This window comes from Nocardioides salsibiostraticola (genome assembly GCF_054783655.1).
On sequence record NZ_BAAGQD010000026.1, the window covers coordinates 634,566 to 657,193 of the forward strand.

The 22,628-nt window shown below is 69.1% G+C and carries 21 protein-coding genes and 1 pseudogene; 14 read left to right on the plus strand and 8 right to left on the minus strand.

Annotation, left to right across the window (positions count from 1 at the left end):
* Positions 1-45: 45 nt before the first annotated feature.
* The 6 genes from ACYVLV_RS17365 to ACYVLV_RS17390 all read left to right on the plus strand — a co-directional run bounded on the left by ACYVLV_RS17365 (position 46) and on the right by ACYVLV_RS17390 (position 5,005).
* A complete protein-coding gene (locus ACYVLV_RS17365; RefSeq protein ID WP_460811987.1) occupies positions 46-1,059 on the plus strand; it encodes a M48 family metallopeptidase in 1,014 nt (337 codons plus the stop codon).
* A 68-nt stretch (positions 1,060-1,127) separates the two neighbouring features.
* Positions 1,128-1,523 (plus strand): TOBE domain-containing protein, encoded by a 396-nt coding sequence (locus ACYVLV_RS17370; RefSeq protein ID WP_460811989.1) that lies wholly within the window; start codon positions 1,128-1,130, stop codon positions 1,521-1,523.
* A complete protein-coding gene (modA, locus tag ACYVLV_RS17375) occupies positions 1,520-2,296 on the plus strand; it encodes a molybdate ABC transporter substrate-binding protein (RefSeq protein WP_460811992.1) in 777 nt (258 codons plus the stop codon). Before ACYVLV_RS17370 ends, modA begins: the two co-directional genes overlap by 4 nt.
* Positions 2,293-3,096: an ABC transporter permease gene (locus ACYVLV_RS17380; RefSeq protein ID WP_460811994.1), complete on the plus strand. Its 804-nt coding sequence runs from the start codon at positions 2,293-2,295 to the stop codon at positions 3,094-3,096. Before modA ends, ACYVLV_RS17380 begins: the two co-directional genes overlap by 4 nt.
* Entirely contained in the window at positions 3,093-4,121 is a 1,029-nt protein-coding gene (locus ACYVLV_RS17385) for a sulfate/molybdate ABC transporter ATP-binding protein (protein WP_460811997.1), read from the plus strand. Before ACYVLV_RS17380 ends, ACYVLV_RS17385 begins: the two co-directional genes overlap by 4 nt.
* Positions 4,118-5,005 (plus strand): patatin-like phospholipase family protein, encoded by an 888-nt coding sequence (locus tag ACYVLV_RS17390; RefSeq protein ID WP_460812000.1) that lies wholly within the window; start codon positions 4,118-4,120, stop codon positions 5,003-5,005. Before ACYVLV_RS17385 ends, ACYVLV_RS17390 begins: the two co-directional genes overlap by 4 nt.
* 50 nt (positions 5,006-5,055) lie before the next feature.
* On the opposite strand, the gene ACYVLV_RS17395 is transcribed toward ACYVLV_RS17390, so the two are convergent.
* Entirely contained in the window at positions 5,056-5,565 is a 510-nt protein-coding gene (locus tag ACYVLV_RS17395; RefSeq protein ID WP_460812002.1) for an SRPBCC family protein, read from the minus strand.
* A gap of 292 nt (positions 5,566-5,857) precedes the next feature.
* Between ACYVLV_RS17395 and ACYVLV_RS17400 the strand changes: the two genes are divergently transcribed.
* On the plus strand, positions 5,858-6,262 hold the full coding sequence (locus ACYVLV_RS17400; RefSeq protein WP_460812004.1) for an MmcQ/YjbR family DNA-binding protein: 405 nt from the start codon (positions 5,858-5,860) through the stop codon (positions 6,260-6,262).
* Between the two features lie 79 nt (positions 6,263-6,341).
* Positions 6,342-6,680, plus strand: coding sequence for a DUF5655 domain-containing protein (locus ACYVLV_RS17405; protein ID WP_460812006.1), 339 nt, complete (start codon positions 6,342-6,344; stop codon positions 6,678-6,680).
* A 3-nt stretch (positions 6,681-6,683) separates the two neighbouring features.
* Here the strand turns inward: ACYVLV_RS17405 and ACYVLV_RS17410 are convergent, their stop codons facing one another.
* The 7 genes from ACYVLV_RS17410 to ACYVLV_RS17440 all read right to left on the minus strand — a co-directional run bounded on the left by ACYVLV_RS17410 (position 6,684) and on the right by ACYVLV_RS17440 (position 15,843).
* Positions 6,684-7,553, minus strand: a complete 870-nt coding sequence (locus tag ACYVLV_RS17410) for an HpcH/HpaI aldolase/citrate lyase family protein (protein ID WP_460812008.1) — start codon at positions 7,551-7,553, stop codon at positions 6,684-6,686.
* An 88-nt stretch (positions 7,554-7,641) separates the two neighbouring features.
* The gene (locus tag ACYVLV_RS17415) at positions 7,642-8,724 is read right to left on the minus strand and encodes an HpcH/HpaI aldolase/citrate lyase family protein (protein ID WP_460812010.1); all 1,083 of its coding nucleotides are present in this window, start codon (positions 8,722-8,724) and stop codon (positions 7,642-7,644) included.
* Positions 8,725-8,908: 184 nt separating this feature from the next.
* Positions 8,909-11,362: an immune inhibitor A domain-containing protein gene (locus ACYVLV_RS17420; protein ID WP_460812012.1), complete on the minus strand. Its 2,454-nt coding sequence runs from the start codon at positions 11,360-11,362 to the stop codon at positions 8,909-8,911.
* Positions 11,363-11,527: 165 nt separating this feature from the next.
* Positions 11,528-11,995 carry a DnaJ family domain-containing protein gene (locus tag ACYVLV_RS17425; protein WP_460812245.1) on the minus strand — a complete coding sequence of 156 codons (468 nt, stop codon included), beginning with the start codon at positions 11,993-11,995 and terminating at the stop codon, positions 11,528-11,530.
* A 220-nt stretch (positions 11,996-12,215) separates the two neighbouring features.
* On the minus strand, positions 12,216-13,709 hold the full coding sequence (locus tag ACYVLV_RS17430) for an MFS transporter (RefSeq protein WP_460812014.1): 1,494 nt from the start codon (positions 13,707-13,709) through the stop codon (positions 12,216-12,218).
* The gene (locus ACYVLV_RS17435; RefSeq protein WP_460812016.1) at positions 13,706-15,043 is read right to left on the minus strand and encodes a M20/M25/M40 family metallo-hydrolase; all 1,338 of its coding nucleotides are present in this window, start codon (positions 15,041-15,043) and stop codon (positions 13,706-13,708) included. The genes ACYVLV_RS17430 and ACYVLV_RS17435 overlap by 4 nt, the downstream gene beginning before the upstream one ends.
* A gap of 161 nt (positions 15,044-15,204) precedes the next feature.
* Entirely contained in the window at positions 15,205-15,843 is a 639-nt protein-coding gene (locus tag ACYVLV_RS17440) for a nitroreductase family protein (protein ID WP_460812018.1), read from the minus strand.
* Positions 15,844-15,880: 37 nt separating this feature from the next.
* On the opposite strand from ACYVLV_RS17440, the gene ACYVLV_RS17445 reads away from it, so the two are divergent.
* The 6 genes and pseudogenes from ACYVLV_RS17445 to ACYVLV_RS17470 all read left to right on the plus strand — a co-directional run.
* Positions 15,881-17,182 (plus strand): allantoate amidohydrolase, encoded by a 1,302-nt coding sequence (locus tag ACYVLV_RS17445; RefSeq protein ID WP_460812020.1) that lies wholly within the window; start codon positions 15,881-15,883, stop codon positions 17,180-17,182.
* Positions 17,179-18,549: a formimidoylglutamate deiminase gene (locus ACYVLV_RS17450; RefSeq protein ID WP_460812022.1), complete on the plus strand. Its 1,371-nt coding sequence runs from the start codon at positions 17,179-17,181 to the stop codon at positions 18,547-18,549. The genes ACYVLV_RS17445 and ACYVLV_RS17450 overlap by 4 nt, the downstream gene beginning before the upstream one ends.
* A 20-nt stretch (positions 18,550-18,569) precedes the next feature.
* Positions 18,570-19,727, plus strand: coding sequence for an imidazolonepropionase (gene hutI / locus ACYVLV_RS17455; RefSeq protein ID WP_460812247.1), 1,158 nt, complete (start codon positions 18,570-18,572; stop codon positions 19,725-19,727).
* A 19-nt stretch (positions 19,728-19,746) separates the two neighbouring features.
* On the plus strand, positions 19,747-20,478 hold the full coding sequence (locus ACYVLV_RS17460) for a CDP-alcohol phosphatidyltransferase family protein (RefSeq protein ID WP_460812024.1): 732 nt from the start codon (positions 19,747-19,749) through the stop codon (positions 20,476-20,478).
* A 4-nt stretch (positions 20,479-20,482) separates the two neighbouring features.
* Positions 20,483-21,415, plus strand: a complete 933-nt coding sequence (locus ACYVLV_RS17465; protein WP_460812026.1) for a sucrase ferredoxin — start codon at positions 20,483-20,485, stop codon at positions 21,413-21,415.
* Positions 21,416-21,521: 106 nt separating this feature from the next.
* Positions 21,522-22,628: pseudogene (locus tag ACYVLV_RS17470) on the plus strand (cytochrome P450); the annotation flags it as partial.

Below are 22,628 nucleotides of genomic sequence, written 5' to 3' on the forward strand. Positions count from 1 at the left end.
TGGCGAACTTCGTGGGGATTGGTGGGGCGTGCGAGAGTTTGAGGTGTGACGAACCAGCCAGCACGATCTCGAGCCACCCTGACCGGCATCAGTTCTCGGGCCTGGGAACACCCGGCCGATCGGGGCGCCCTGGTGGCGCTGCGCAAGCTCAAGGGCTTCGACACGATCCTCAAGACCATGAGCGGTCTGATCAACGAGCGATCGATGCGTCTGGTCTACCTCGGGTCCGCGATCCGGGTCGACGAGCGCCAGTTCAGCCGCCTGCACTTCGCCCTTCAGGACGTCGCCCGGGTCCTCGACGCCCAGGAGATCCCGGAGATGTACGTCCGCTCCAGCCCGCAACTCAACGCGATGACCATCGGCATGGACAAGCCGATCATCGTGCTGAACTCGGCGCTGATCGACCTGTTGAACGACGACGAACTGCGCTTCGTCATCGGCCACGAACTCGGTCACGCGATCAGCGGCCACGCGGTCTACCGCACCCTGCTCGACCGGCTGCTCAGCATCAGTGGGGCGTTCAACTCGGTGCCACTGGGCTCGTTGGGCGTCCGCGGCATCGTCGCCGCGCTCTACGAGTGGTCGAGGAAGGCCGAGCTCTCCGCGGATCGGGCGGGCCTGCTGGCCACCCAGGATCCGGCGACCGCCTTCCGGGTGCACATGCAACTGGCCAGCGGCGGTCACCTCGACGACCTCGACGCCACCGCCTTCTTCGAGCAGGGCCGGGAGTACCTCGACGCGGGCGATCTGCGCGACTCGGTGCTCAAGCTGATGCTGGTCGAGAAGGCCACCCACCCCTTCGCCGTGGTCCGTGCCGCCGAGCTGCGGCGGTGGGTCGACGGCGGGGAGTACGCCGCCTTCGTCTCCGGGGCCTACCCGCGGCGCGAGGACGACTCTGACGCTCGGGTCAGCGACGCCGCCAAGCAGGCCGCGAGCGGCTACCAGGAGGCGTTCGTGCAGTCCCAGGACGCGCTGGGCAAGGTGGTCCACGACGTCGCCGGAGCCTTGGGAAGCCTCAAGCTGTGGCTGGACGAGAAGTTGCGCCGCGCCGACGAATAACCCGTCGCGATTGACGCAGATGCGGGAGATTCAAGATCGAATAACCGCAGGTGCGGCATGATGGCCGCATGCACTCCTACCGCGTCGCCGAGGCCGCCGAACTCCTGGGCGTCTCCGACGACACGGTACGACGCTGGGTCGACGCCGGCCGCCTGACCACCGTGAGCGCAGAGGGCCCCTCTCTGATCGAGGGCGCGCAACTGGCGAGGTTCGCGGCCTCCCAGGCTGACGCGCCCGACCGCGAGCGCACCCGAGCCTCGGCGGTCAGCGCCCGCAACCGGCTCTCCGGGATCGTCACCGCCGTCAAGCGGGACACCGTGATGGCGCAGGTGGACATGATCTGCGGGCCCTACCGACTGGTTTCCCTGATGAGCACCGAGGCGGCCGACGAACTGGGTCTCGAGCCAGGATCCCCGATCGTGGCCTCGGTGAAGTCGACCAACGTGGTGGTGGAGCGACCGTGAGACCCCACCGCGTGCTGCTCAACGCAGCCACCCTGGCCCTGGTCGCGGCGCTGGGATCGGCCTGCTCCAGCAACGAGGGCAGTGGAGACTCTCAAGACGGCGGAACGGTCACCGTCCTGGCTGCCGCCTCCCTGACCGAGACGTTCACGACCCTGGCCGACATCTTCGAGGCCGACCACCCCGGGGTCACCGTCCGTCTGGCCTTCGACTCCTCCGCGACCCTGGCCGGTCAGGCGGCGCAGGGCGCCCCGGCCGACGTACTCGCGACCGCCGATCTGGCCACGATGCAGCAGGCTCAGGACGCCGGAGTCGTGACCGGGACCCCCGAGCGGTTCGCCACCAACACCCTGACCCTGGTCGTCCCACGCGACAACCCTGCCGACCTCGCCGACTTCGGAGACCTCTCGACCCCGGGAGTCGACTACGTCGCGTGCGTCGAAACGGCACCCTGCGGAGCGGCCTCGGCGGCGCTCCTCACGACCAACGAGATCACCGCAGCCCCCGCCAGCCTGGAGACCGACGTCAAGGCGGTCCTCGCCAAGGTGGTCCAGGACGAGGCCGACGCCGGTCTGGTCTACCGCTCCGACGCGGTCGCTGCTGGCGAGGGCGTGCAGGCCCTCGAGATCCCGGGCGCCGACGGTGAGGTGCTGGCCTACCCGGTCGCGATCCTGCGTCAGGCCCAGCAGCCGGACCTGGCCGCCGAGTTCGTCGAGCTCCTCCTGTCGCCCGAGGGGCAGTCGACGCTGGCCGCAGCGGGATTCGGACCCCCGTGAGCGGTCGTGGGGACACCCCGGCGCTGGGACGACCACCGGCGCTCCTGTGGGTGCCGGCCGTGGCAGCCGCACTCTTCCTGGTCGTTCCCCTGGTCGCGCTGGTCGCCGACACCCCCTGGGGCTCGTTCCTCGATCAGATCCGCGAACCCGCCGTCCGTGACGCGCTCGGACTGACCGCCCTGACCTCGCTGGCCACGGTCGGCCTCTGCCTGCTCTTCGGTACGCCGCTCGCCTGGCTGCTGGCACGGGTGCCCTTCCGTGGACGCTCGCTCGTGCGCGCAATGGTGACCCTGCCGCTGGTCCTGCCCCCGGTGGTGGCCGGGGTCGCACTGGTCTCCGCGCTGGGCCGCAACGGGGTGATCGGATCGGTGATCCGCGACCTGACGGGCTTCACCATCCCGTTCACCACCCTGGCCGTCATCATCGCCCACACGTTCGTGGCGCTGCCGTTCTACGTGCTGGCGGTCGAGGGGGCCCTGCGCGCCGCGGGAGACGGGTACGACGCGGTGGCGGCCACCCTGGGCGCCACCCGCTGGACAACCTTCCGCCGGGTGACCCTGCCCCTGGCCGCCCCCGGCATCGCCGCGGGTGCCGCGCTGGCCTGGGCCAGGTCGCTGGGTGAGTTCGGGGCCACCATCACCTTCGCGGGCAACTTCCCCGGCACCACCCAGACGATGCCGTCTCTGATCTATTCGCGTCTCCAGGCCGACGTCGAGGTGGCCAAGACCCTGAGCATGATCCTGCTGATCGTCTCGGTGTTGATCCTCGCGGGCCTGCGCAACCGGTGGTTGACGACATGACGGCAGGACTGACGGTCGACGTCGAGATCCCCGGTCGCCTGACCGCTGACTTCAGTGCCCACCGCGGCGAGGTGATCGCCGTCCTCGGCCCCAACGGGGCCGGCAAGAGCACCCTGGTCGAGGCCGTCGCGGGGCTCCTCGGAGCCGCCGGGACGGTGCGCGTCGGTGACGCCACTTGGTCGGCACCCGGACAACCCGCGACCCTCGTCCGCGACCGAAACGTGGGTGTCGTCTTCCAGGGTCAACTGCTCTTCCCCCACCTCACGGCGCAACAGAATGTCGAGTTCGGCCTGCGTGCCCGGGGGCAGTCGGTCCGGGACGCCCGCCCCACGGCGGCCAGGTGGTTGGCCCGCTTCGGGCTCGAGAACCTGGCTGACCGCAAGCCCAGTGAACTCTCGGGTGGTCAGGCGCAGCGGGTGGCGATCGCGCGGACGATGGTCACCGAACCCGCGGTCCTTCTGCTCGACGAACCGTTTGCTGGGCTGGACATCGGGGTCGCCTCCGAGTTGCGCCTGGAGTTGCGCGATCACCTGGCGACGTACGCCGGGGTGTGCCTGCTGGTCACCCACGACGCCCTGGACGCCTTCGTCCTCGCCGATCGGGTGCTGGTTCTCGACGAGGGTCGGATCGCCCAGTACGACGACCCCCACGAGGTGGCCGCACGCCCCCAGACCGCCCACGTCGCCCGTCTCGCGGGACTCAACGTCGTGCGCCGCAACGAGGACCTGATGGCCTTCCGTCCCTCCGACGTCACGGTCTCGGCGGCCGCACCCGAGGGGTCAGCCCGCAACCGCTGGCAGGGACGCGTCGCGAGCGTGATGCCCCACGGCGACGCCCTCCGGGTCCGCGTGGCGGCGACCGACGGAACCGATCTGGTCGCCGACCTGACCCCCGCCGCGGGCAGAGAGCTGCAGATCGCCCCGGGTCGCGAGGTGTGGCTGACGGTCAAGGCCACCGCGGTGACGACGTACGCCGCCGCGCGCGCTGCGAACCCACCCACCGGTTCTGGGAGAGTGACCCCGTGACCTCACCCGAACCCACCACCCTCACCCGCGGTCTCGTCCTCGGAGGCGGTGGCATCGCCGGCATCGCCTGGGAGACCGGACTGCTCTGGGGCCTGGCTGATGCGGGCCTGGACCTCACCGACGCAGAACGGGTCATCGGCACCTCGGCCGGCTCGATCGTCGGCTCGCAGATCACCAGCGACGTGGGTCTGGAGGAGCTCTATCGGCGCCAGCTCCTGCCACCCGCCGAGCTCGGCGACGACGGAGTTCCGGTGGCGTCGATCGGCGTGGGCGTCGTGGCTCAGTTCGTGGTCGCGCTGGTGCGGGCCCGGGGTGACATCCGTCGTTTCGGCCGCCTGCTCGGGGGTGCCTCGGTCAAGGCCGCGGCCGCGGGGAAGCTCCCCTCGGTGCCCGAGCGCTACGAGCAGGTCGCCCAACGCATCGAGGGCCTGACCTGGCCGCACCGCGACCTCGTCGTCACCGCCGTGGACGTCGCGACCGGCGAGTTGGTGTCGTTCGGCCCCCGCAGCCCACGACCCGAGGTGTCCTTGGAGGACGCGGTCAACGCGAGTTGCTCTGTCCCACTGGTGTACCCCCCGATCCCCATCGCCGGCAGCACCTACGTCGACGGCGGGGTCCGATCGGGGTCGAACGCCAGCCTGGCCGTCGGGTGCGATCGTGTGGTGGCCCTGACTCCGGTCGACCGCTCGACGGGCCCGATCCGCAGCGCTGCGGCCCAACTGTCCGAACTCGGCATGCCCTTCGAGGTGATCTCCCCGGACGAGACGTCGCGAGCAGCCATCGGGAAGAACGTCCTCGACCCGGCGGCGCGTCCGCCGTCGGCGCGTGCGGGTTACGCGCAGGCCGCCACCGAGTTGGAGCGGATCCGCAAGATCTGGGGCTGAGCCCGTCGTCTAGCCTCCCTCCGCGCGACCGGTCATCGACAGGGTCGAGGTCAGGTGACGCTCCCGGCGTACTCCGCCAGCTTGTCGAGGGCCATCGACCACCCCATCGCGCCACCGGAATCGGCGGCCACGCCGACATGGGTGAGGACGAGCCTCGTGCTCTCGCCGAGGTCCTCGAACTCGACGATCACCTCGGTGGTTTCGGGGTGACCGTCGGGCATTCCCATCGCCTGCGGGGACTGCACGTTGCCAACCGCATCGGACATCGACTCGGTGTAGACCAGCCGCGTGGCCGGGGTGATCTCCCGGAACTCGCCGACGAACCACATCTCCATCGGACCGTTCGGCGTCTCCATCGCCATCTGGGTCAGTCGCCGCCCGCCCACGGTCAGGTCCATCTCCGCGACCGGGATGCTCGCCCCGGTCGGGCCGTACCACCCCTTGAAGTGTTCGGGCTCGGTCCACATCGCCCACAGCACATCGGCCTTGACGCCAAAGGTCCGCTCGATCACCAGGGAACCGCTGGTGTCTCCGCTGCTCTGGTCGGTGTGGTCGGTCATCGGTGACTCCTCGATCGGCGGACTCGGTTCAACCAGCGTCGGGACTGCCCCCGAGGGCGTCAAGCCGGACCGGGGGTGGGCTGGTCCAGGTGCGGGGTTGCGCCCGTCGCGCTCTCACGCTTCGATCGCGGGTCGATGGCGATCTCGCAGTTCGAGCGCATTAGCCCAGGTGCGGGGTTGCGCCCGTCGCGCTCTCACGCTTCGATCGCGGGTCGATGGCGATCTCGCAGTTCGAGCGCATTGGTCCAGGTGCGGGGTTGCGCCCGTCGCGCTCTCACGCTTCGATCGCGGGGTGCCCCATCCCCAGATGTACGACGACGCCGATCCCGTCCTGTCCCGCGTCCGGGCGCTGGCCCTCGCTTTCCCCTGCGCCGAGGTGAAGGTCTCCCACGGAAGGCCGGCGTTCTTCACCAAGAAGATCTTTGTCTACTACGGCGGTTCGGTGAAGGTGGATGGCGTCTACGTCCAGCACGAACAGTGCGTCATGGTGATGTTGCCCGAGGACGAGCGGCTGGCGATGGAGCAGGACCCGCGCACCTTCGTGCCGGCGTACATGGGCGCCTACGGGTGGCTGGGAATCGACCTGCCCAGCGCTGATGAACTGGAGGGGTGGGACGAGGTGGGCGAATGGCTCGATGCGTCCTACCGGATCACCGCGCCGAAGAAGCTCATCGCGGAACTCGACGAGCGGACCTGAGCCGGTGGTCCGCTGGATCTGTCCCGATTGTGCCCGCACCTTCGGGCGGACCCGCCAGGGTCACACCTGCAGCCCGGCGATGACCTTGGCCGCCTACCTCGAGACCTCACCGGCGTACGAGCGGCCCATCGCGGAGGCCATCATCGCCCACGTCAGCACCCTGCCCGACGCGGTCGTCGAGCCGGTGAGCGTCGGGCTCTTCCTCAAGCGAGGCTCGACCTTCGGCCAGATGCGGACCATGACGAAGTGGGTCTCGCTCAGCCTGAAGTTGCCACGCGTGGTGACCGACCCGACGCCGGACCGGAAGGTCCAGGAGTACTCCCCGGGCAACCACCAGCACGTCTGGAACCTGCGAGGCCTCGCCGATCTCGACCCGTTGCTGGATCTGATCGACGAGGCCTACGAGGCGGATGTCTGAGCGTCAGTCGTTCGCCAGGGCGCTGATCGCCTCGTGGATGCTGAGCGTGCGCTCGGCCGACTCGACGTGCAGGTTCTCGACCATCTTGTTCTTGTAGGTCACCACACCGGATCCCTTGCCGGCCTCCCATGCCTCGAGTACGCCGCGGGCGTCCTCGACGGCCGACTCGGAGGGCGCGAACTGCTCGTTGGCGGGTCCGACCTGACCGGGGTGGATGAGTGTTTTGCCGTCGAAGCCCATCTGGCGGCCCTGCTCGCACTCGGCGAGGAAGCCCTCATCGTTCTTCACGTCGTTGTAGACGCCGTCGAGGATCGCCACACCGGCGGCACGAGCGGCGAGCAGCGACAACGACAGCGAGGTCATCAGGGGCGCCCGGCCGGGGACGTGCTCGGCGTACAACTCCTTGACCAGGTCGTTGGTGCCCATCACCAGCACCGCGAGGCGGTCGGAGGCGGCGGCGAGTTCGCGGACGTTGAAGATCGCCTCGGGGGTCTCGACCATGGCCCACAGCTTCGTGTGGTCGGGGGCGCCGGCCTTCTCCATGGCGGCGACCAGCGAGCGGACCTCGTCCGCGCTGTTCACCTTCGGCACCACGATGCCGGCCGGTCCGGCCTTCGAGGCCGCGACGATGTCGTCGTCGTGCCACTCGGTGCCGATGCCGTTGACCCGGATCGTGACGGTACGACGGCCGTACTCGCCCGAGGCGGCCGCGGCGGCAGCCGACTGGCGGGCCGCGGGCTTGGCGTCGGGAGCGACAGCGTCCTCGAGGTCGAGGATCAGCCCGTCGCAGGCGATGGACTTGGCCTTCTCCAGGGCCCGCTCGTTCGAGCTGGGCATGTAGAGGACCGAGCGCAGCGGGGTGAAGTCGCTCATGCCGGCACCTCGATCGCGTCTTTGATGGCGGTCTCGCAGTTCGAGCGCAGAGTCATCTTGGTTCCTTCAGTGGTCTTGGGAAGCGCTCTCACGCTTCGATCGCTTCGTACTGCTTCTTCAGCTCGGGGTCGATCGCCGCAAGCTCCTCGGCCAGGTTGACCATCACCAGGCACTGCTTGAGAGAGGCATCGTCCTCCATCTTGCCGTCGATCATCACCGCGCCGGTGCCGTCACCCATGGCGGCGACCACGCGGCGGGCGTGGGTGATGTCCTCGACCGAGGGGGAGAAGACCCGGTTGGCGATGGCGATCTGCTTGGGGTGCAGGCTCCAGGTGCCGACGCAGCCGAGGAGGAAGGCGTTGCGGAACTGGTCCTCACAGGCCACCACGTCGGCGATGTCGCCGAAGGGGCCGTAGTAGGGGTAGATGCCGTGCATCGCGCAGGCGTCGACCATGCGGGAGATCGTGTAGTGCCACAGATCCTGCTGGTAGACCGTGCGGTCGGCGTCGATCTGGGACTCGCCGGCCTCGTTCTTGGGCGGGTCCTGACGGACCAGGTAGCCGGGGTGGCCGCCACCGACGCGGGTGGTCTTCATCCGACGGTCCGCGGCGAGGTCGGCCGGGCCGAGCGAGAGTCCTTGCATCCGCGGCGAGGCGCCACAGATCTCTTCGACGTTCGCCACACCGCGGGCGGTCTCGAGGATCGCGTGGATCAGGATCGGCTTGGTGATGCCGGCCTTGGCCTCGAGCTGGGCGAGCAGACGGTCGACGTAGTGGATGTCCTCGGCCCCCTGGACCTTCGGCACCATGATGACGTCGAGCTTCTCGCCGATGGCGGGCACGAGGGTGGTCAGGTCGTCGAGCACCCACGGGCTGTCGAGGGAGTTGATCCGCGTCCACAGCTGCGTGGGACCGAAGTCGGTCGCCTGGGCGATCTTGACCAGCCCCTCGCGGGCGGCGAGTTTGTTGTCCGCCTTGACGGCGTCCTCGAGGTTCCCCAGGAGGACGTCGACGCTGCCGACCATCCCGGGGATCTTGGCGGCCATCTTCTCGTTGCTGGGATCGAAGAAGTGGATGGCGCGGCTGGGCCGGGCCGGGACCTCGGTGAGCGGGGTCGGGGCGCCGACGGCGAGCGGGCGGAAGAAGTCCTTGGCGGATCGCGAGGCAGACATGAGTCGGAAACTACCGCGCCGCACCCCCACTTCGGTATGAGGCATCCAACACAAGACGGCGAACAGTGGCGCAGACCGCAGCGGTCCGCCGCTACCGACGCACGTGGGCCGGGAGAGGATGTGCCTCTCCCGGCCCACGGCTTGGCCACGTTCGGTGCTCGCGTTGACGATCACCGAAGGTGGATCACCTGCGTTCGGACACCTTGATCGTCATGGACGTGCCCTTGGTCTTCTGCACCTTGATGTCGACGCCGTTGTTCGGCACCTTCACCCCGGCCGAGGGCTGGGTCTCATACCAGTACTGATCGCTGTCCCGGAACAGCTTCTGGGCCTTCTGGCCGCGGATGTAGCTCGGCTTCCCGTTGACGTCGAGGGAGAACGAGTCGGACTTCTCCGTCGAGAACGGTGCGTCGTAGCCGGCGACCCGTGGGCGCCACAACTCACCATCTAGCCGCACGATCGGACGAGGGTTCGCGTCGATCGGGAGGATCAGGCCCTGCCCTGGGTGCTGGCTGGTGTTGTTGTCGGTCTGGGTGGTGTCCCAGTAGCTGATCAGCAGCCCGTCCTGGTAGGGGAAGTGCTCCACGAAGTCGGGCTTGGCGGGGTCGCCGAAGTTGTACGGCCCTGTCTCGAGGTACTTGTCGAAGGAGACGTAATCACGGTGGGAGGCGAGGTAGTAGTTGTCGTACTCCTGTGTGAAGGCGTCAGCCGTGGAGGAGAAGTCGTTCAACGCCCAGCCCTCCGGTGCAGCCTCGGCATCCGAGGAGAGGATCTCCTGGCCGCCCGCGGTCACCGTGATCGCGTCGGCGAAGAAGCCGTCCGCCTTGGCGGGGTCGTCACCAGCCACTGCTCCGTCGGTCTGGTAGCGCAAACGCAGGCCGATCGTCGTGCCGGCGTACGGCGACAGGTCGAAGGTTGCCGGGACCCATCCTTCGGTGGTCCCGTCGATCCCGTTGTTGGTCTCCCCGGTGATCGACCCTGGGATCGTCACCCACCCGTTGCCGTCGTTGACCTCGACGTAGGCATAGTCGTAGCCCGCCTCGATGTCGTAGTTGGCCTGCATGCTCAGCGTCGCCTCGCCCGCGGGCAGGTTGATCTGTCGCGACATCGTGTTCGCCAGGTCGTCACCGGTGCCACTCCACCAGGACTTCTCCCCTGCGAAGGGGGGCACCAGATCGGTGGTCTGGGTCTTCTTCGGCAGCACCACCGCCACAGCCTGGGCCTTGTCGCTGTTGTACTCGTGCGGGCCGAGTTCGAGGGTGCGGTTCTGCGAGGGAAGCACCGTCTCGTAGTCGAGCCAGCCCAGTTGCAGCTTCTCCCAGGCGCCGAAGTCGGCGCCGCGGGTGCCGATGGCCTCGTCGTTCGGGCCCGACTCGCGGCTCTGCGCCATCATCGACCAGAAGTTGACGCCGTTGCTTCCACCGGCCGTGTCGTAGAGGTCGGGCAGACCGAGGTCGTGGCCGTACTCGTGAGCGAACACGCTCATCCCGCCGTTCTCCGGTTGCATCGTGTAGTCACCGACCCAGAGGCCGGTGCTGCCGATCTCGGTTCCACCCAACGGGTTGTTGGCCGGTCCGCCCGTGCCGATGGGAGTGGTCTGGACGTACCACCGGTGGGACCAGATCGCGTCCTCACCCTGCTGGTCGTCACCGTCGGCCTCATCGCCGCCCGCGTGGACGACCTGGAAGTGGTCGATGTAGCCGTCGGGTTCGTTGAAGTTGCCGTCACCGTCCGCGTCATAGCGGTCCCACTCGTCGAAGGTCTTCAACTCCTCCTTGATCTCGGCCTCGGTGCGACCCTGGGTGCGCTGGCCCTTGACCCACTGGTCCACCGCGTCCCCGACGAGGTTCCAGGTGTTCGAACAGACCGAGCCGGCGCACACCTTGGGGTCGTCACCGTTGCTCGGGTCGTCGCTCGAGCGGCCGTAGCGAGCTTCGTTGTAGCGCACCTTAACCCAGTCGGTCACCGTGCCGTCGACGCTGTATCGCCCCGAGGACTGGCGTTCGTAGTACTGCTTGACCGATTCGACTTCGCCACCTGAGCCTGGCGCGTCGCCCTCACCGAAGTAGAGGTCGGCGTAATGGGACTGGTCGTAGTTGGGCTGCCAGACCGTGGAGTTGTCCTTGCTGCGGTCGGGTTCGGGGATCGCGTTGCGCAGCGGGCCCTCGAACGTCACCGGTCCTGGGATGTCGGCTTCGAGATCCTTGTCCGGGAAGTCGGGGTGTCGTTCGTTCCCGAACTCGGCGAGCACCACGAAGATCCGGTCGGTCGACTCGCGGTTGAGTTCGACGTACTGGTCCTCGCGGGTCGCCTTCTGCTTGCGCTTGCCGTTCTTGTCCGCGGCCGGCGAGGTGCGGCTGTCGCTGATCTTGACCACGGTGCTCTTGCCGCGTTTGACCGGCTTGGCCTCGCCGTTGAGGACCTGGGTGATGGCCTCTTGACGCAGGGCCCGCCGCTTGTCCTCTAGCGGGTTCGGCAGATCGTGCTTCGCCTGCTCTTGGGCTTCGGACTGGTCGCCCGGAGTGGCCGATGGGCTGCCCTGCGGTGGTGTGGCCGCGGTGACCGGGGACGTCGCGAGCGACACTCCCAATCCCGCGGCCAGGGCCAGGCTCAACAGCCCGGTCGTGGATCTATTCACTTGCTTTCCTCCAGAAATCAGGCGCCCGAGATCACCCGATGAGCACTCCCGGACGCGCTCGATGTTGCGATGAACGCCCACACTGTGACACTGCACACACACAGATGCAAGGAAGGTGTCACAGCGGCGCGGTGGGGTCGGCGCGGGTCTGAAGTCCGGTCGGTGTTAACGCGAGGAGCGCTGCCACCAACGTTTCCTGGGGTTCTGCAAACTCGGCCGTGACTCTTCGACGCGCACCGCCTGAGCGGCCCTGCGCGCGGCGCGCCGTGTGCGCCACGCCTGGATCTGTGCGTCGGTGTCACGGGGGAGCGTGATCAGCGGCGGCCTGGGGGTGGGGTCGTAGCGGGCCTTCATGACCCGGGCGTTGAACTCCTCCACCTCACGTCGTACGTCGCCCTCGGTCGAGAAGGCGTCGAGTCGTGCGTCGAGCTCCGCATCGTCCTTGCGCAGTTGCAGCGACGGCGGCAGGACGCTGATCTGCTCGCGCTCGACGAGCTTCTTCAGCCACCAGTCGGGGTCATAGGCGCCATCGAGATCCTTGATCGGCTTGCCGGCGCCCGGGAGGTTGTCGAAGTCGCCCCGAGCCATGGCCACCCGGATCTGCTGGTCGACCCAGGACTGCTGGTGGGTGATTCGGGCGGCAGCGGCGCTCTGACCGCTGCGCTTGCGCCGCTCTGACCGCTGCGCTTGCGCCGCTCCGTTTCGTCCGCGGCCTGCGACTTGTCGGTGGGCCGCCGCCTATTGTCGTCCGTGCTTCCCTGCACCAATGTCATCACCTCGCTGCAGCCAGTTTAGGTGGGGGCTGGATGGGGGTGGCGGTGAGCAGGAGGTCATTTGGATGGTCGAAAGGCCCCTAACTCACCGCCGACTCAGGCTGATCGGAGAAGGCGTGCTTGGGGGCGGCCAGCAGGGCGAGCGCGGCCAGCAGCGCCGCGATCGAGCACACCGCCCACACCGTCAGGTAGCCCGACAGGGGAGCCTCGGGTGCGGCCTCACCCAGCTTGTCGATCGAGCCGGTCGAGGCCAGGGCGATGGCGAAGATCGAGGAGGCGAAGGCACCGCCGATCACCTTGGTGCCGTTGGTCATCCCGGTGGCGATACCGGTGCGCTCGGGTGGTGCGGCAGCAGCGGCGGCCGCCGGGAGCGAGGCGACCAGGGCGCCCGAGCCGAGTCCGGCAATCGCCATGTTCATCAGGGCCTGACCGGTGTTGTCGTGGAAGGGCAACCACAGGGCGTAGCCGAGCGCGACCAACAGGCAGGCCAGCATGAGAGTGCGGCGTACGCCGAACCATCGCGTCGTCAGCGGCAGGGTGAAGGCCCCGATCGCGAGGGTGATGACGTAGACGCCGATCAGGGTCGAGACGAAGGCCGAGTCGGCGCCGAGGCCGTACCCGCGCACCGCCGGATCCGCCTGGGCGAAGGTGGACAGGGGGATCTGCCCACCCAGCACCGGGATGCCGAACAGGAAGGCGGTCAGTTGGATCGGCCACTGTCCGGGGCTGGCCAGCAGGTCGACGTCGACGATGGGTTCGGGGTGGGCGCGTTCGTAGCGGACGAACGGCACCAGCGTGAGCAGACCGAGCGCCACCAGGCCCCACGCACGAACACTCCCGGCTCCGTCGAGGCGGATGAACACCAGCCCGGCCATCACCAGTCCCAGGGCCAGCGTGATCAGCCCGAGGCCGCCCCAGTCGATGCCGCCCGAGGACTCCCCGGGCACGTCCTCGATGCCCGCCCAGATCAGGAAGAACACCGCAGAGACGACAATCGCGGGACCGGCGAGGATGAGATTCATGTCGAGCTTCTCGACGAGCAGGCCGCTGCTCAGCGCGCCGATGATCACCGAGATCTCGAGGGCGCCGACCAGCACCGCGGCACCACGCCGGGTGAGCAGCTGCTGGCGGCCGGAGTCGCGGGTACGACGGTGGATGATCGCGATCTCCAGCGGCAACCAGATGATCGCCGCGCCCTGCAACGCCCAGCCGATGAGGAAGGTCGTGAACGACGGGGCGACGACGGTGATCCAGGAACCAAGGGCCGTCACGCCGGTGGCGATGAGCAGCACCTTCTTGTGCCCGATCAGGTCGCCCATCCGCGCCAGGAGCGGGATGCAGAGCGCCGAGACGATCAGTTGCGCCGCCTCGAACCAGTTGATGTCCCCCTCGGGGATGCTCAGGTGGTCGGCGATCTGGGGATAGATCGGCGTGTAGTACCCCTGCAGCACCCCGCTGGCGACCTCGACCGCGACGAGGAAGCCGACGATCGCGGCCAGACCCTGCGCCGGGGTGACGGCACTCCCTGTCCGGCCGGTCTGCTGGGTGCCGGGCGTGTTGCGTGGGGTGCTCATGCGGGAAGCCTCTCGATGAGTCGGCGGTACCACCGGATGCCGTCGAGGAACGCCTCGACACCGAGGTGTTCGTCGTAGGAGTGAATGGACTGACGCTGGGCCTTGGTCATCCGGAACGGCGCGAACCGGTAGACGCGCTCGCAGATCGCGGTGAAGAAGCGGGAATCGGTGGCGGCCATCATCACGTACGGCGAGGGCACCGCGTCAGGGAAGAGCTCGGTGATCGTGGCCTCGAGCAGCTCGAACGCCTCGTCCATCGGGGAGACCGGACTGGGCTCGTTCTGCTCGACGATGTCGATCTCGATCTGGTCGTCGTTGATGACGGTGCGGACGTGGCCGAGGACGTCGGCCACGGTGTCGCCCACCATGATCCGGATGTTGACGCCGGCCTTCGCCGTCGCGGCGATCACGTTGAGCGCGGGGGCGCCGGACAGGGTCGTGATCGCAAAGGTCGTCCGGGTCATCGCGGCCGTCTCGGGGCCTGCGGCCAACAGGGTGCGGGTCAGCAGCGGCTTGGCCCGTGACACCCCGGCGAGTGCCGCGCGGAGGGGGAGGGGGGCGTGGGCGCCGACCCGGCGCATCAGTTCGATGGTGGGCGCGGGCAGACGTGCGTTCATCGGCGAGGAGTCGAGACGTGTGATGGCCCGAGCGACGCGGACCGTCGGCCCCATCTTCGCCGGTGTCGAGGCGTGTCCGCCGCGTCCCTCGACCCGTAGTTCGAGAGAGGTCACGCCCTTCTCGGTCAGGCCGATCACGCCGATCGGGGCGGCCACCCCGGGGAACGCCTCACTGGCGATCGCGCCGCCCTCGTCGAGCACGAACCATGGCTCGACCCCGCGGCGGCGCAACTCCTCGACGGCGAGGGTGGCGCTGGTGCCGGAGACCTCCTCGTTGCAGCCGAAGGAGAGCCAGATGTCCTGAGTGGGGGTGAAGCCCTCAGCCAGCAGGGCTTCGACGGCCGCACAGATCCCGACCACGCAGCCCTTGTCGTCGAGGGTGCCGCGCCCCCAGATCGCGTCCCCCTCCGCGCTCTCGACGATGTCGCCGCCGAAGGCGGGGTGCTGCCACTCGCCCTCGACCGGTACGACGTCCAGGTGCGCCATCAGCACGACCGGCCGGGCATCTGAGACCCCGCCCCAGTGGAAGAGCAGCCCGTGGGTGTCGATTCGGGTCAGGGGCAGCCGGGCGTGGATCAGCGGGAAGCGTCGCTCCATCTCGGCGAGCAGCTCGTCGAACGCGGCGGTGTCCACGAGCGAGGGGTCGCGGTGGCTGACGGTGGGGATGCGGACCAGCGCCTGGAGCGCGGCGACGGCATCGGCGTACGTCTCGTGCATGGGCTGCAACCTACGCCGGAAGGCCGGGAGAATTCCTCGCGTTCTTGTCGTTTCCCGGCAACTATTTCGACCGTGAGGCGAGGAGCCACCGCAGGTCTGAAATCCGAGACACTATCGGCTGTGGGTGGATGTCCTCGCGGGGTCCGGGACGCGACGCTGGGTCAGTGAGAAGTCGAGTCCCCGGTCGCAGTGCCGCCCCACACCCCGGTGTGGACGACGTCGGTCCACGGCGTTCGGGTGCGGACGGCGGGCGAGCCCGCGGCGCCGGTGTCCAGAACCACCCGGTGCCCGATGGTGATCACGCCGATCGGGTCGAACTCCTCGGGGATGCCCAACGCCTCGCGCACCTGGGCCTCTCGGGCCTTGAATACCCCGAAGAAGCAGCCGCCCAGACCGGCGTCGGTGATGGTCTGCAGGATCAGCAGGCTGGCCATCGCGGCGTCCATGTGCCAGAACGGCATCGCCCAGCGCGACTCGTCGCGGTCGGTCCAGCCCTTGTCGGCCTCGGCGTACCGGTCCAGGTACGCCGCCTTGCTACTGCACGGCACGATCACCACCGGGGCCTTCATCAACCCGTCGAGCCACTTCCCTGCGCGCGCGGGATCCTCGACCGAGGCGGCCCAGAAACGGCCCACCGACTCGGGGGTGTCGAGGCGCAGGAACGCCCACCCCTGGCTGAACCCCGCACTGGGTGCATGGGTGGCGTTCTCCAGCGCCCGGTCGATGATCGAGGTGTCGACCGGACGGTCGGCGTAGGTTCTGACCATCCGGCGGCGGCGTACGACGTCCTGGAACTCCATGTCGGCGAGTATGACAACCCCCATCCGGAGGTGGCACGTGGCTGACGACTTCGAACGCATGTGGGCCGACCTGCTACCCGTGGGGCGCTCGGCCGCATCGGGCGGGTACTTCCGCCAGCCCTTCCTGGCCGCCGAGACCGAGGCTCGGATGTGGTTCACCGAACAGGCCGCAGCTCGGGGTCTGCGGCTCGAGCGGGACCTCATCGGGAACGTGGTGGCGTGGTGGGACCCTCCTTCCTCCGCCGGGGTAGTCCCTGACGTTTGTGCGATCTCGGACGGCGTGTCGTCGCACAAACGTCAGGGACTATCGGCGCGGGGGGTGCTGACGGGATCGCATCTGGACTCGGTGCTCGACGGTGGCGCGTACGACGGCCCGCTCGGCGTCGTCTCCTCACTGGCGGCGATCGACGAGTTGCGTGGGCGGGGATTCGTGCCGACGCGGCCGCTCGGCGTGGCGGTCTTCGTGGAGGAGGAGGGGTCACGGTTCGGGTTGGCGTGCCTGGGATCGCGGTTGGCGACCGGCGCCACGACCTGGGCGCAGGCGCAACAGTTGCGTGACCGGGACGGGGTCTGGTTCGCCGATGCGCTGGCCGATGCGGTGCAGGAAGGCCCCGGGGCTGAGGCCGACCTGCGGTGGGACCTCAGCGGGCTGGACTGTTTCGTGGAGCTGCACGTCGAGCAGGGCCGGGACCTGATCCACCGGGAGGCGGCGATCGGGGTGGCGTCGGGCATCTGGCCGCACGGGCGCTACCGGTTCGACGTCACGGGGGAGGCCAATCACGCCGGCTCGACCCGGATGGAAGACCGGGCCGATCCGATGCTGACCTATGCGATGACGGCCTTGGCGGCCGCCAAACAGGCTCGGCTGGCCGACGCCCGAGCCACCTTCGGGCGCTTGGACGTCAGCCCCAACTCCACCAACGCCGTGGCCTCCCGGGTGACCGCCTGGCTCGACGCCCGCGCCGCCTCCGAGCCACTGTTGGCCGACCTGGTGGCCGGGATCGAACGTCAGGCCGTCCAGCGGGCGGGCCGCGACGGGACCCACGTCGTCGTCACGGCCGAATCGGTGTCCGGGGAGGTGGGCTTCGCCCCCGACTTGGCCGCACGCATCGCCGCCGACCATTCCATCGGGGGACAGGGGGGCGGAGACTGGCCGATCATCGCCACGCAGGCCGGCCATGACGCCGGTGTGCTGTCGGCGGCGGGGGTGCCGACGTCGATGCTGTTCGTCCGCAACCCCACGGGGGTCTCGCACTCACCGGCCGAAACCGCGGAGATGGCGGACTGCCTCACCGGCGTCACCGCCCTGGCCGACACCCTCGAACGGGTGCTCCGATGAGCGGTGAGCGGGCGGCGTACCTGCTCGAGAAGGCGTGGGTGGACGGAGCCGTGCGGGACGGCGTACGAGTGGAGATCATGGACGGTCGGTTCACTTCGGTGCAGGTTGGACGAGAAAACTCACGCTTGGACGAGAAAGTTTCATCGTCCAAGCGTGAGTTTCACCGGCCGGCCGGTGAAACTCCCCTGGCCGGCCTGACGCTCCCGGGGCTGGCGAACACCCACAGCCACGCGTTCCACCGGGGGCTGAGGGGGCGGACCCAGAGGGGGACGGGATCGTTCTGGACGTGGCGGGAGCAGATGTACGCCGTCGCGGAGCGGCTCGACCCCGACAGTTACTACGCCCTGGCGCGGGCGACCTACCGCGAGATGGTGGCGGCTGGAATCACCACGGTGGGGGAGTTCCACTACCTCCACCACCAACTCGACGGGACGCCGTACGACGACCCGAACGCCATGGGGCATGCCCTGATCGCGGCCGCTCGCGATGCCGGGCTCCGGATCAGCCTGCTCGACACGTGCTATCTCGCCAGCGGCTTCGGTCGCCCGGTCGAAGGTGTGCAACGCCGCTACTGCGACGGCGACCTGGACACCTGGCGGGCGCGGGTCGCCGAACTTCGGCATAGCACCCCTACCGCTAACGACCCTCAGGTCGTGGTGGGTGCGGCCATCCACTCGGTCCGAGCGGTGCCTGTCCAGGAGTGGATCCCCACCAACGGCATCGTGCACGCCCACCTCAGCGAGCAACCCGCCGAGAACCAGGCCTGCCTCGTGGCCACCGGCCGCACCCCGACCCAACTCCTCGCCGACGCCGGTGTCCTGACCGACGCCTTCACCGCCGTGCACGCCACCCACCTCACCGAGGACGACATCGCGCTCCTGGGACAGGCCTCCAGCCACGTCTCGTTCTGCCCGACCACCGAGCGCGACCTCGCCGACGGCATCGGACCCAGCACCCGCCTGCGAGAGGCCGGCGCCCGACTCACCCTGGGGTCGGACAGCCATGCCGTCATCGACCTGTTCGAAGAGATGCGGGCCGTGGAGTACGACGAGCGCCTCGCCTCCGGGGTGCGCGGGAACTGGACGGCCCCGGACCTCCTGACCGCCGCCACGGTCACCGGGCACGCCAGCCTCGGCTTCCCCGACGTCGGCGCCATTGCGGTCGGCCACCGCGCCGACCTGGTGACCCTGGATCTCCACAGCCCACGAACCGCCGGCACCGGCGCCGACGAGCACACGGCCGTCTTCGCCGCCTCCGCCGCCGACGTCACCCACGTCGTCGTCGACGGGCGGGTGGTCCACCGCCACCACGACGCGGCCGAGGTCGGTCGCGAACTCCACGAAGCGATCGCGAGGATGCTGAGATGAACGGCCCCATGAGCACCCCGATGACCACGCTGCTGACCAACATCGCCGAGCTGGTCACCAACGACCCCGAGGCCCCCGATCTGCTGGGCGTCGTCGAGAACGCCGCGCTGGTCATCGAGGGCGGCAAGGTCGCCTGGGTCGGACCCGCCGACCGGGCGCCCGAGGCCGACGTACGCCTCGACCTCGGGGGACGCACGGTGCTCCCCGGCTTCGTCGACTCCCACTCCCACCTCGTCTTCGCCGGGCACCGGGCCCAGGAGTTCACCGCCCGGATGGCGGGGGAGCAGTACGCCGCCGGCGGGATCCGCACCACCGTCGCTGCGACCCGCGCCGCCACCGACGAGCAACTCAGCGCGAACGTCGCCCACCTCGTGCGGGAGATGCGGGCCCAGGGCACCACGACGGTGGAGATCAAGAGCGGCTACGGCCTGAGCGTCCACGACGAGGCACGCAGCCTCGCGATCGCCCGGCAGTTCACCGAGGAGACGACCTACCTCGGCGCCCACGTGGTGCCCGCCGGCACCGACCCGGGTGAGTACGTCGATCTCGTCACCGGCCCCATGCTCGAGGCCTGTGCCCCTCACGCGAAGTGGATCGACGCCTTCTGCGAGGAGGGCGCCTTCGACGCCGACCAGGCGCGCACGATCCTGACCGCGGGCCGGGCGGCCGGGCTGCGACCCCGCCTGCACGCCAACCAGCTGACCTTCGGTCCCGGGGTCCGGCTGGCCGCCGAACTCGGCCTCGCCGCGGTCGACCACTGCACCCACCTGCGACCGGCCGACGTCGACGCCCTGCGCGAGAGCAACACCATCGCCACCCTGTTGCCCGGGGTGGAGTTCTCGACCCGGCAGCCGTACCCGAACGCCCGGTCCCTCCTCGACGCCGGGGTCACCGTCGCCCTGGCCTCGGACTGCAACCCCGGGTCCTGTTTCACCAGCAGCGTCCCGTTCTGCATCGCCCTCGCGGTCCGCGAGATGGGGATGACCCCCGCCGAGGCGGTGTACGCCGCCACGGCCACCGGTGCCGCCGCCCTCGAGCGGGAGGACATCGGTCGTCTCGTGCCCGGTCACCGGGCCGATCTCGTCGTCCTGGACGCCCCCACACACGCCCACCTGGCCTACCGCCCCGGCGTACCCCTGGTCACCCAGACGTGGATCGAGGGCCGTCCGGTCCTCTGAAGGCTGCAAGGATGCGGGCGTGACCTCCCCGACAGCCACCACCGCCGAGCGCGTCACCGCCGGCGCGATCCACGCCTACACCGCATCGGGGAGTGTGCTGGCGCTGGTGCTGGTGCACCTGGCCTACCAGGGGCGGATCGAGGCGTTCCTCTGGGTGTTGTTGGCCGCCATGTTCGTCGACGGCACCGACGGGACCCTCGCCCGACGCTTCCGGGTCAAGGAGGTGATGCCCGAGTTCGACGGGGCACTGCTGGACAACATCGTCGACTACATGACCTACGTGCTGGCCCCCATGACCCTCCTGTGGGCCAACGGGTACCTCCCCGACGGGACGTGGGGCGGGGTCATCGCCTCCGTGCCGATGCTGGCCTCGTGCGTCCAGTTCTGTCGGACCGACGCCAAACCCACCGTCGGCGGGGAGCACTTCTTCCTCGGCTTCCCCAGCTACTGGAACGTGGTCGTGTTCTACGTCGTCGCCCTCGACCTGGGTCCGGCGGCGGTGACCGTCGTGCTGGCGGTCTGCGCCATCGGGGTGTTCGTGCCGATCCACTACATCTACCCCAGCCGCACGGAGTCGCTCCAGGGTCTGACGCTGATCCTCTCGGGGCTCTGGGTGGTCGCCTACGTCGTGATCGTGGCGCTGTTGCCCGATCCTCCGACGCTCCTGGTGGTCGCCTCCCTCGGCTACATCGGCTACCACCTCGGAGCGAGTGTCTGGCTGACCGCCAGAAGCCCGCGTCTGATCGAATAGGGCCGTGACCCACCCCTCCGATGAGCCCGACGAGCCCGCCACGCCCGACGTGCACAGCCCCTTCCGCTGCGCCCCGTCCAGCGTCGCCGACGGCGAGGCGCTGGCCGGAACCGCGCCGACGGACCCCGAGTGGTTGTTCGTCGAGTACGCCGGGTCCTGGGGGGCCAAGGCCGTCGCCGAGTCACGGCTCCCCGAGGAGGTTCGCGCCCACCTGGCCGGTCGTAGCGAACGGGTTCAGCTGATCCGCCGACACGGTCGCGACGAACGGTCCGTGGGGGCGCCGATCCGCGTGTTCGCCGCCAGCCTGGACAACGGCAACGCCGGTGCCTCGAGGGTCACGACCGCGGTGCTCGATGATGCGCGGGACCTGATCGACCTGAACCCCACCGATCTGACGGCGTACGACGAGCCGCTCTGGTTCGTCTGCACCAACGGCAAGCGGGACATCTGTTGTGCCGAGCAGGGACGCCCGGTCGCCGCCGCCCTCGCGGACCGCTGGCCCGAGGCGACCTGGGAGACCAGCCACCTGGGTGGACACCGGTTCGCGGCCACCCTGTTGGCGCTGCCCAGCGGACTCACCTTGGGTCGGCTCGACCCGGCCTCGGCGATCAAGGCGTGTGAGGAGGTGATCGCGGGCCTCGTCCCGGGGCTCCTGACCCGCGGGCACGCCGGTCGCCCGGCGGAGGTGCAGTACGCCGAGACGCATCTGCGCACCGAGTTCGGCTATCGCCTCGTGCGGGCGACCGGATCCACGAAGCAGTACAGCCCCGACACGACCCCCGATACGACGATCGTGACCGTCCGGGCCGACGAGGACGACTGGGTCGTCGAGGTGGTGGCCGCACCGGGTGAACCCCGGCGCGCGTCGTGCGCGGATCTGAAGCTCAAAGCGACCCCGGTCTTCACGGTGGTGTCCGCGCGGATGGCGGTGGGGTAGCACGGGGTAAGACGGGGTAGCAGCCGCGTTGACGTACTCGTAGTATGGCCGCGTGGCCACCACTCTGGACGACGTTCATGCCCTGACCCGAGCACGCTTCGAGGACATGCGATTCCTCGAGAACGATGGACTGGGCCCGGTGAGCAGCGAGGGGCTACCGCCCGGACCGAAGTGGCCGGTATTCGTGCAGAGCGTGGCGCTGATCCGCTTCCGACACTGGTTCCACCCCTACCTGGCCAAGAAGTACGGCGACACCTTCAGTATTCGGTTGATGCCCGGGGGTCGCCCGCTGGTGTTCTTCACCCGACCCGAGCACACCAAAGAGATCTTCGCCGCCGACCCCGAGATCTTCTACGCAGGCAAGGGCAACGCCATCCTCAGCCCGATCATGGGCCAGCACTCGCTGCTCATCCAGGACTCCGTGGAGCACAAGCGGGCCCGCAAACTCTTGATGCCCGCCTTCAACGGGCAGGCGCTCAAGGAGTACCGCACCCTGGTCACCGACCTGGCTCGCGACGAGGTCACCACCTGGCGTGACGGCGAGGACTTCGAGGCCCTCGATCGGATGAACCGGCTGACCCTCGAGGTGATCCTGCGGGTCGTCTTCGGAGTGACCGATGAGAAGCGGCTGGCCGCGATGCGGCCGCGGGTCACCGCCACGGTCGACATCAGCCCCGTGGTCCTGTTCGGCTGGAGCTACCCCAAGCTGCAGAGGTTCGGTCCGTGGAAGCGGACCATCGACAACCAGTACGAACTCGACCAACTCATCTACGCCGAGATCCGCGAGCGTCGTACGGCTCCGGACCTCGCCGAGCGCACCGACGTGTTGTCGCGACTGATCCGGGTCGGCACCGAGGACGGCGTCGGCGGGACCGACGCGGACACCCTGAACGACACCGAGTTGCGCGATCAGCTCATCACCCTGCTGCTGGCCGGCCATGAGACCACCGCCGCGGCGCTGGCCTGGGCCCTCTACGAACTCGGTCGGCATCCCGAACTGCACGCCCGCACGGTTCAGGCCGCCGCCGACGGTGACGATGACTGGCTCGAGGCGGTGTTCAAGGAATCTATGCGCCTTCACCCGATCATCCCGATGGTGGTGCGGACCCTGATGAAGCCCGCGACCATCGGCGGGATCGATCTGCCGGCCGGGGCCACGGTGGGACCCAGCATCATCGTCACCCACGCCGCAGAGGAGAACCACCCGGACCCC

Coding starts and splice junctions, on each gene's coding strand:
- ACYVLV_RS17440 (WP_460812018.1), bottom strand. CDS start 15,843: ATGGAGTTCCAGGACGTCGTACGCCGCCGCCGGATGGTCAGAACCTAC.
- ACYVLV_RS17435 (WP_460812016.1), bottom strand. CDS start 15,043: ATGCACGAGACGTACGCCGATGCCGTCGCCGCGCTCCAGGCGCTGGTC.
- ACYVLV_RS17395 (WP_460812002.1), bottom strand. CDS start 5,565: ATGACCGACCACACCGACCAGAGCAGCGGAGACACCAGCGGTTCCCTG.
- ACYVLV_RS17450 (WP_460812022.1), top strand. CDS start 17,179: ATGAGCGGTGAGCGGGCGGCGTACCTGCTCGAGAAGGCGTGGGTGGAC.
- ACYVLV_RS17410 (WP_460812008.1), bottom strand. CDS start 7,553: ATGAGCGACTTCACCCCGCTGCGCTCGGTCCTCTACATGCCCAGCTCG.
- ACYVLV_RS17430 (WP_460812014.1), bottom strand. CDS start 13,709: ATGAGCACCCCACGCAACACGCCCGGCACCCAGCAGACCGGCCGGACA.
- ACYVLV_RS17405 (WP_460812006.1), top strand. CDS start 6,342: ATGACCTTGGCCGCCTACCTCGAGACCTCACCGGCGTACGAGCGGCCC.
- ACYVLV_RS17385 (WP_460811997.1), top strand. CDS start 3,093: ATGACGGCAGGACTGACGGTCGACGTCGAGATCCCCGGTCGCCTGACC.
- ACYVLV_RS17415 (WP_460812010.1), bottom strand. CDS start 8,724: ATGTCTGCCTCGCGATCCGCCAAGGACTTCTTCCGCCCGCTCGCCGTC.
- ACYVLV_RS17370 (WP_460811989.1), top strand. CDS start 1,128: ATGCACTCCTACCGCGTCGCCGAGGCCGCCGAACTCCTGGGCGTCTCC.
- hutI (WP_460812247.1), top strand. CDS start 18,570: ATGACCACGCTGCTGACCAACATCGCCGAGCTGGTCACCAACGACCCC.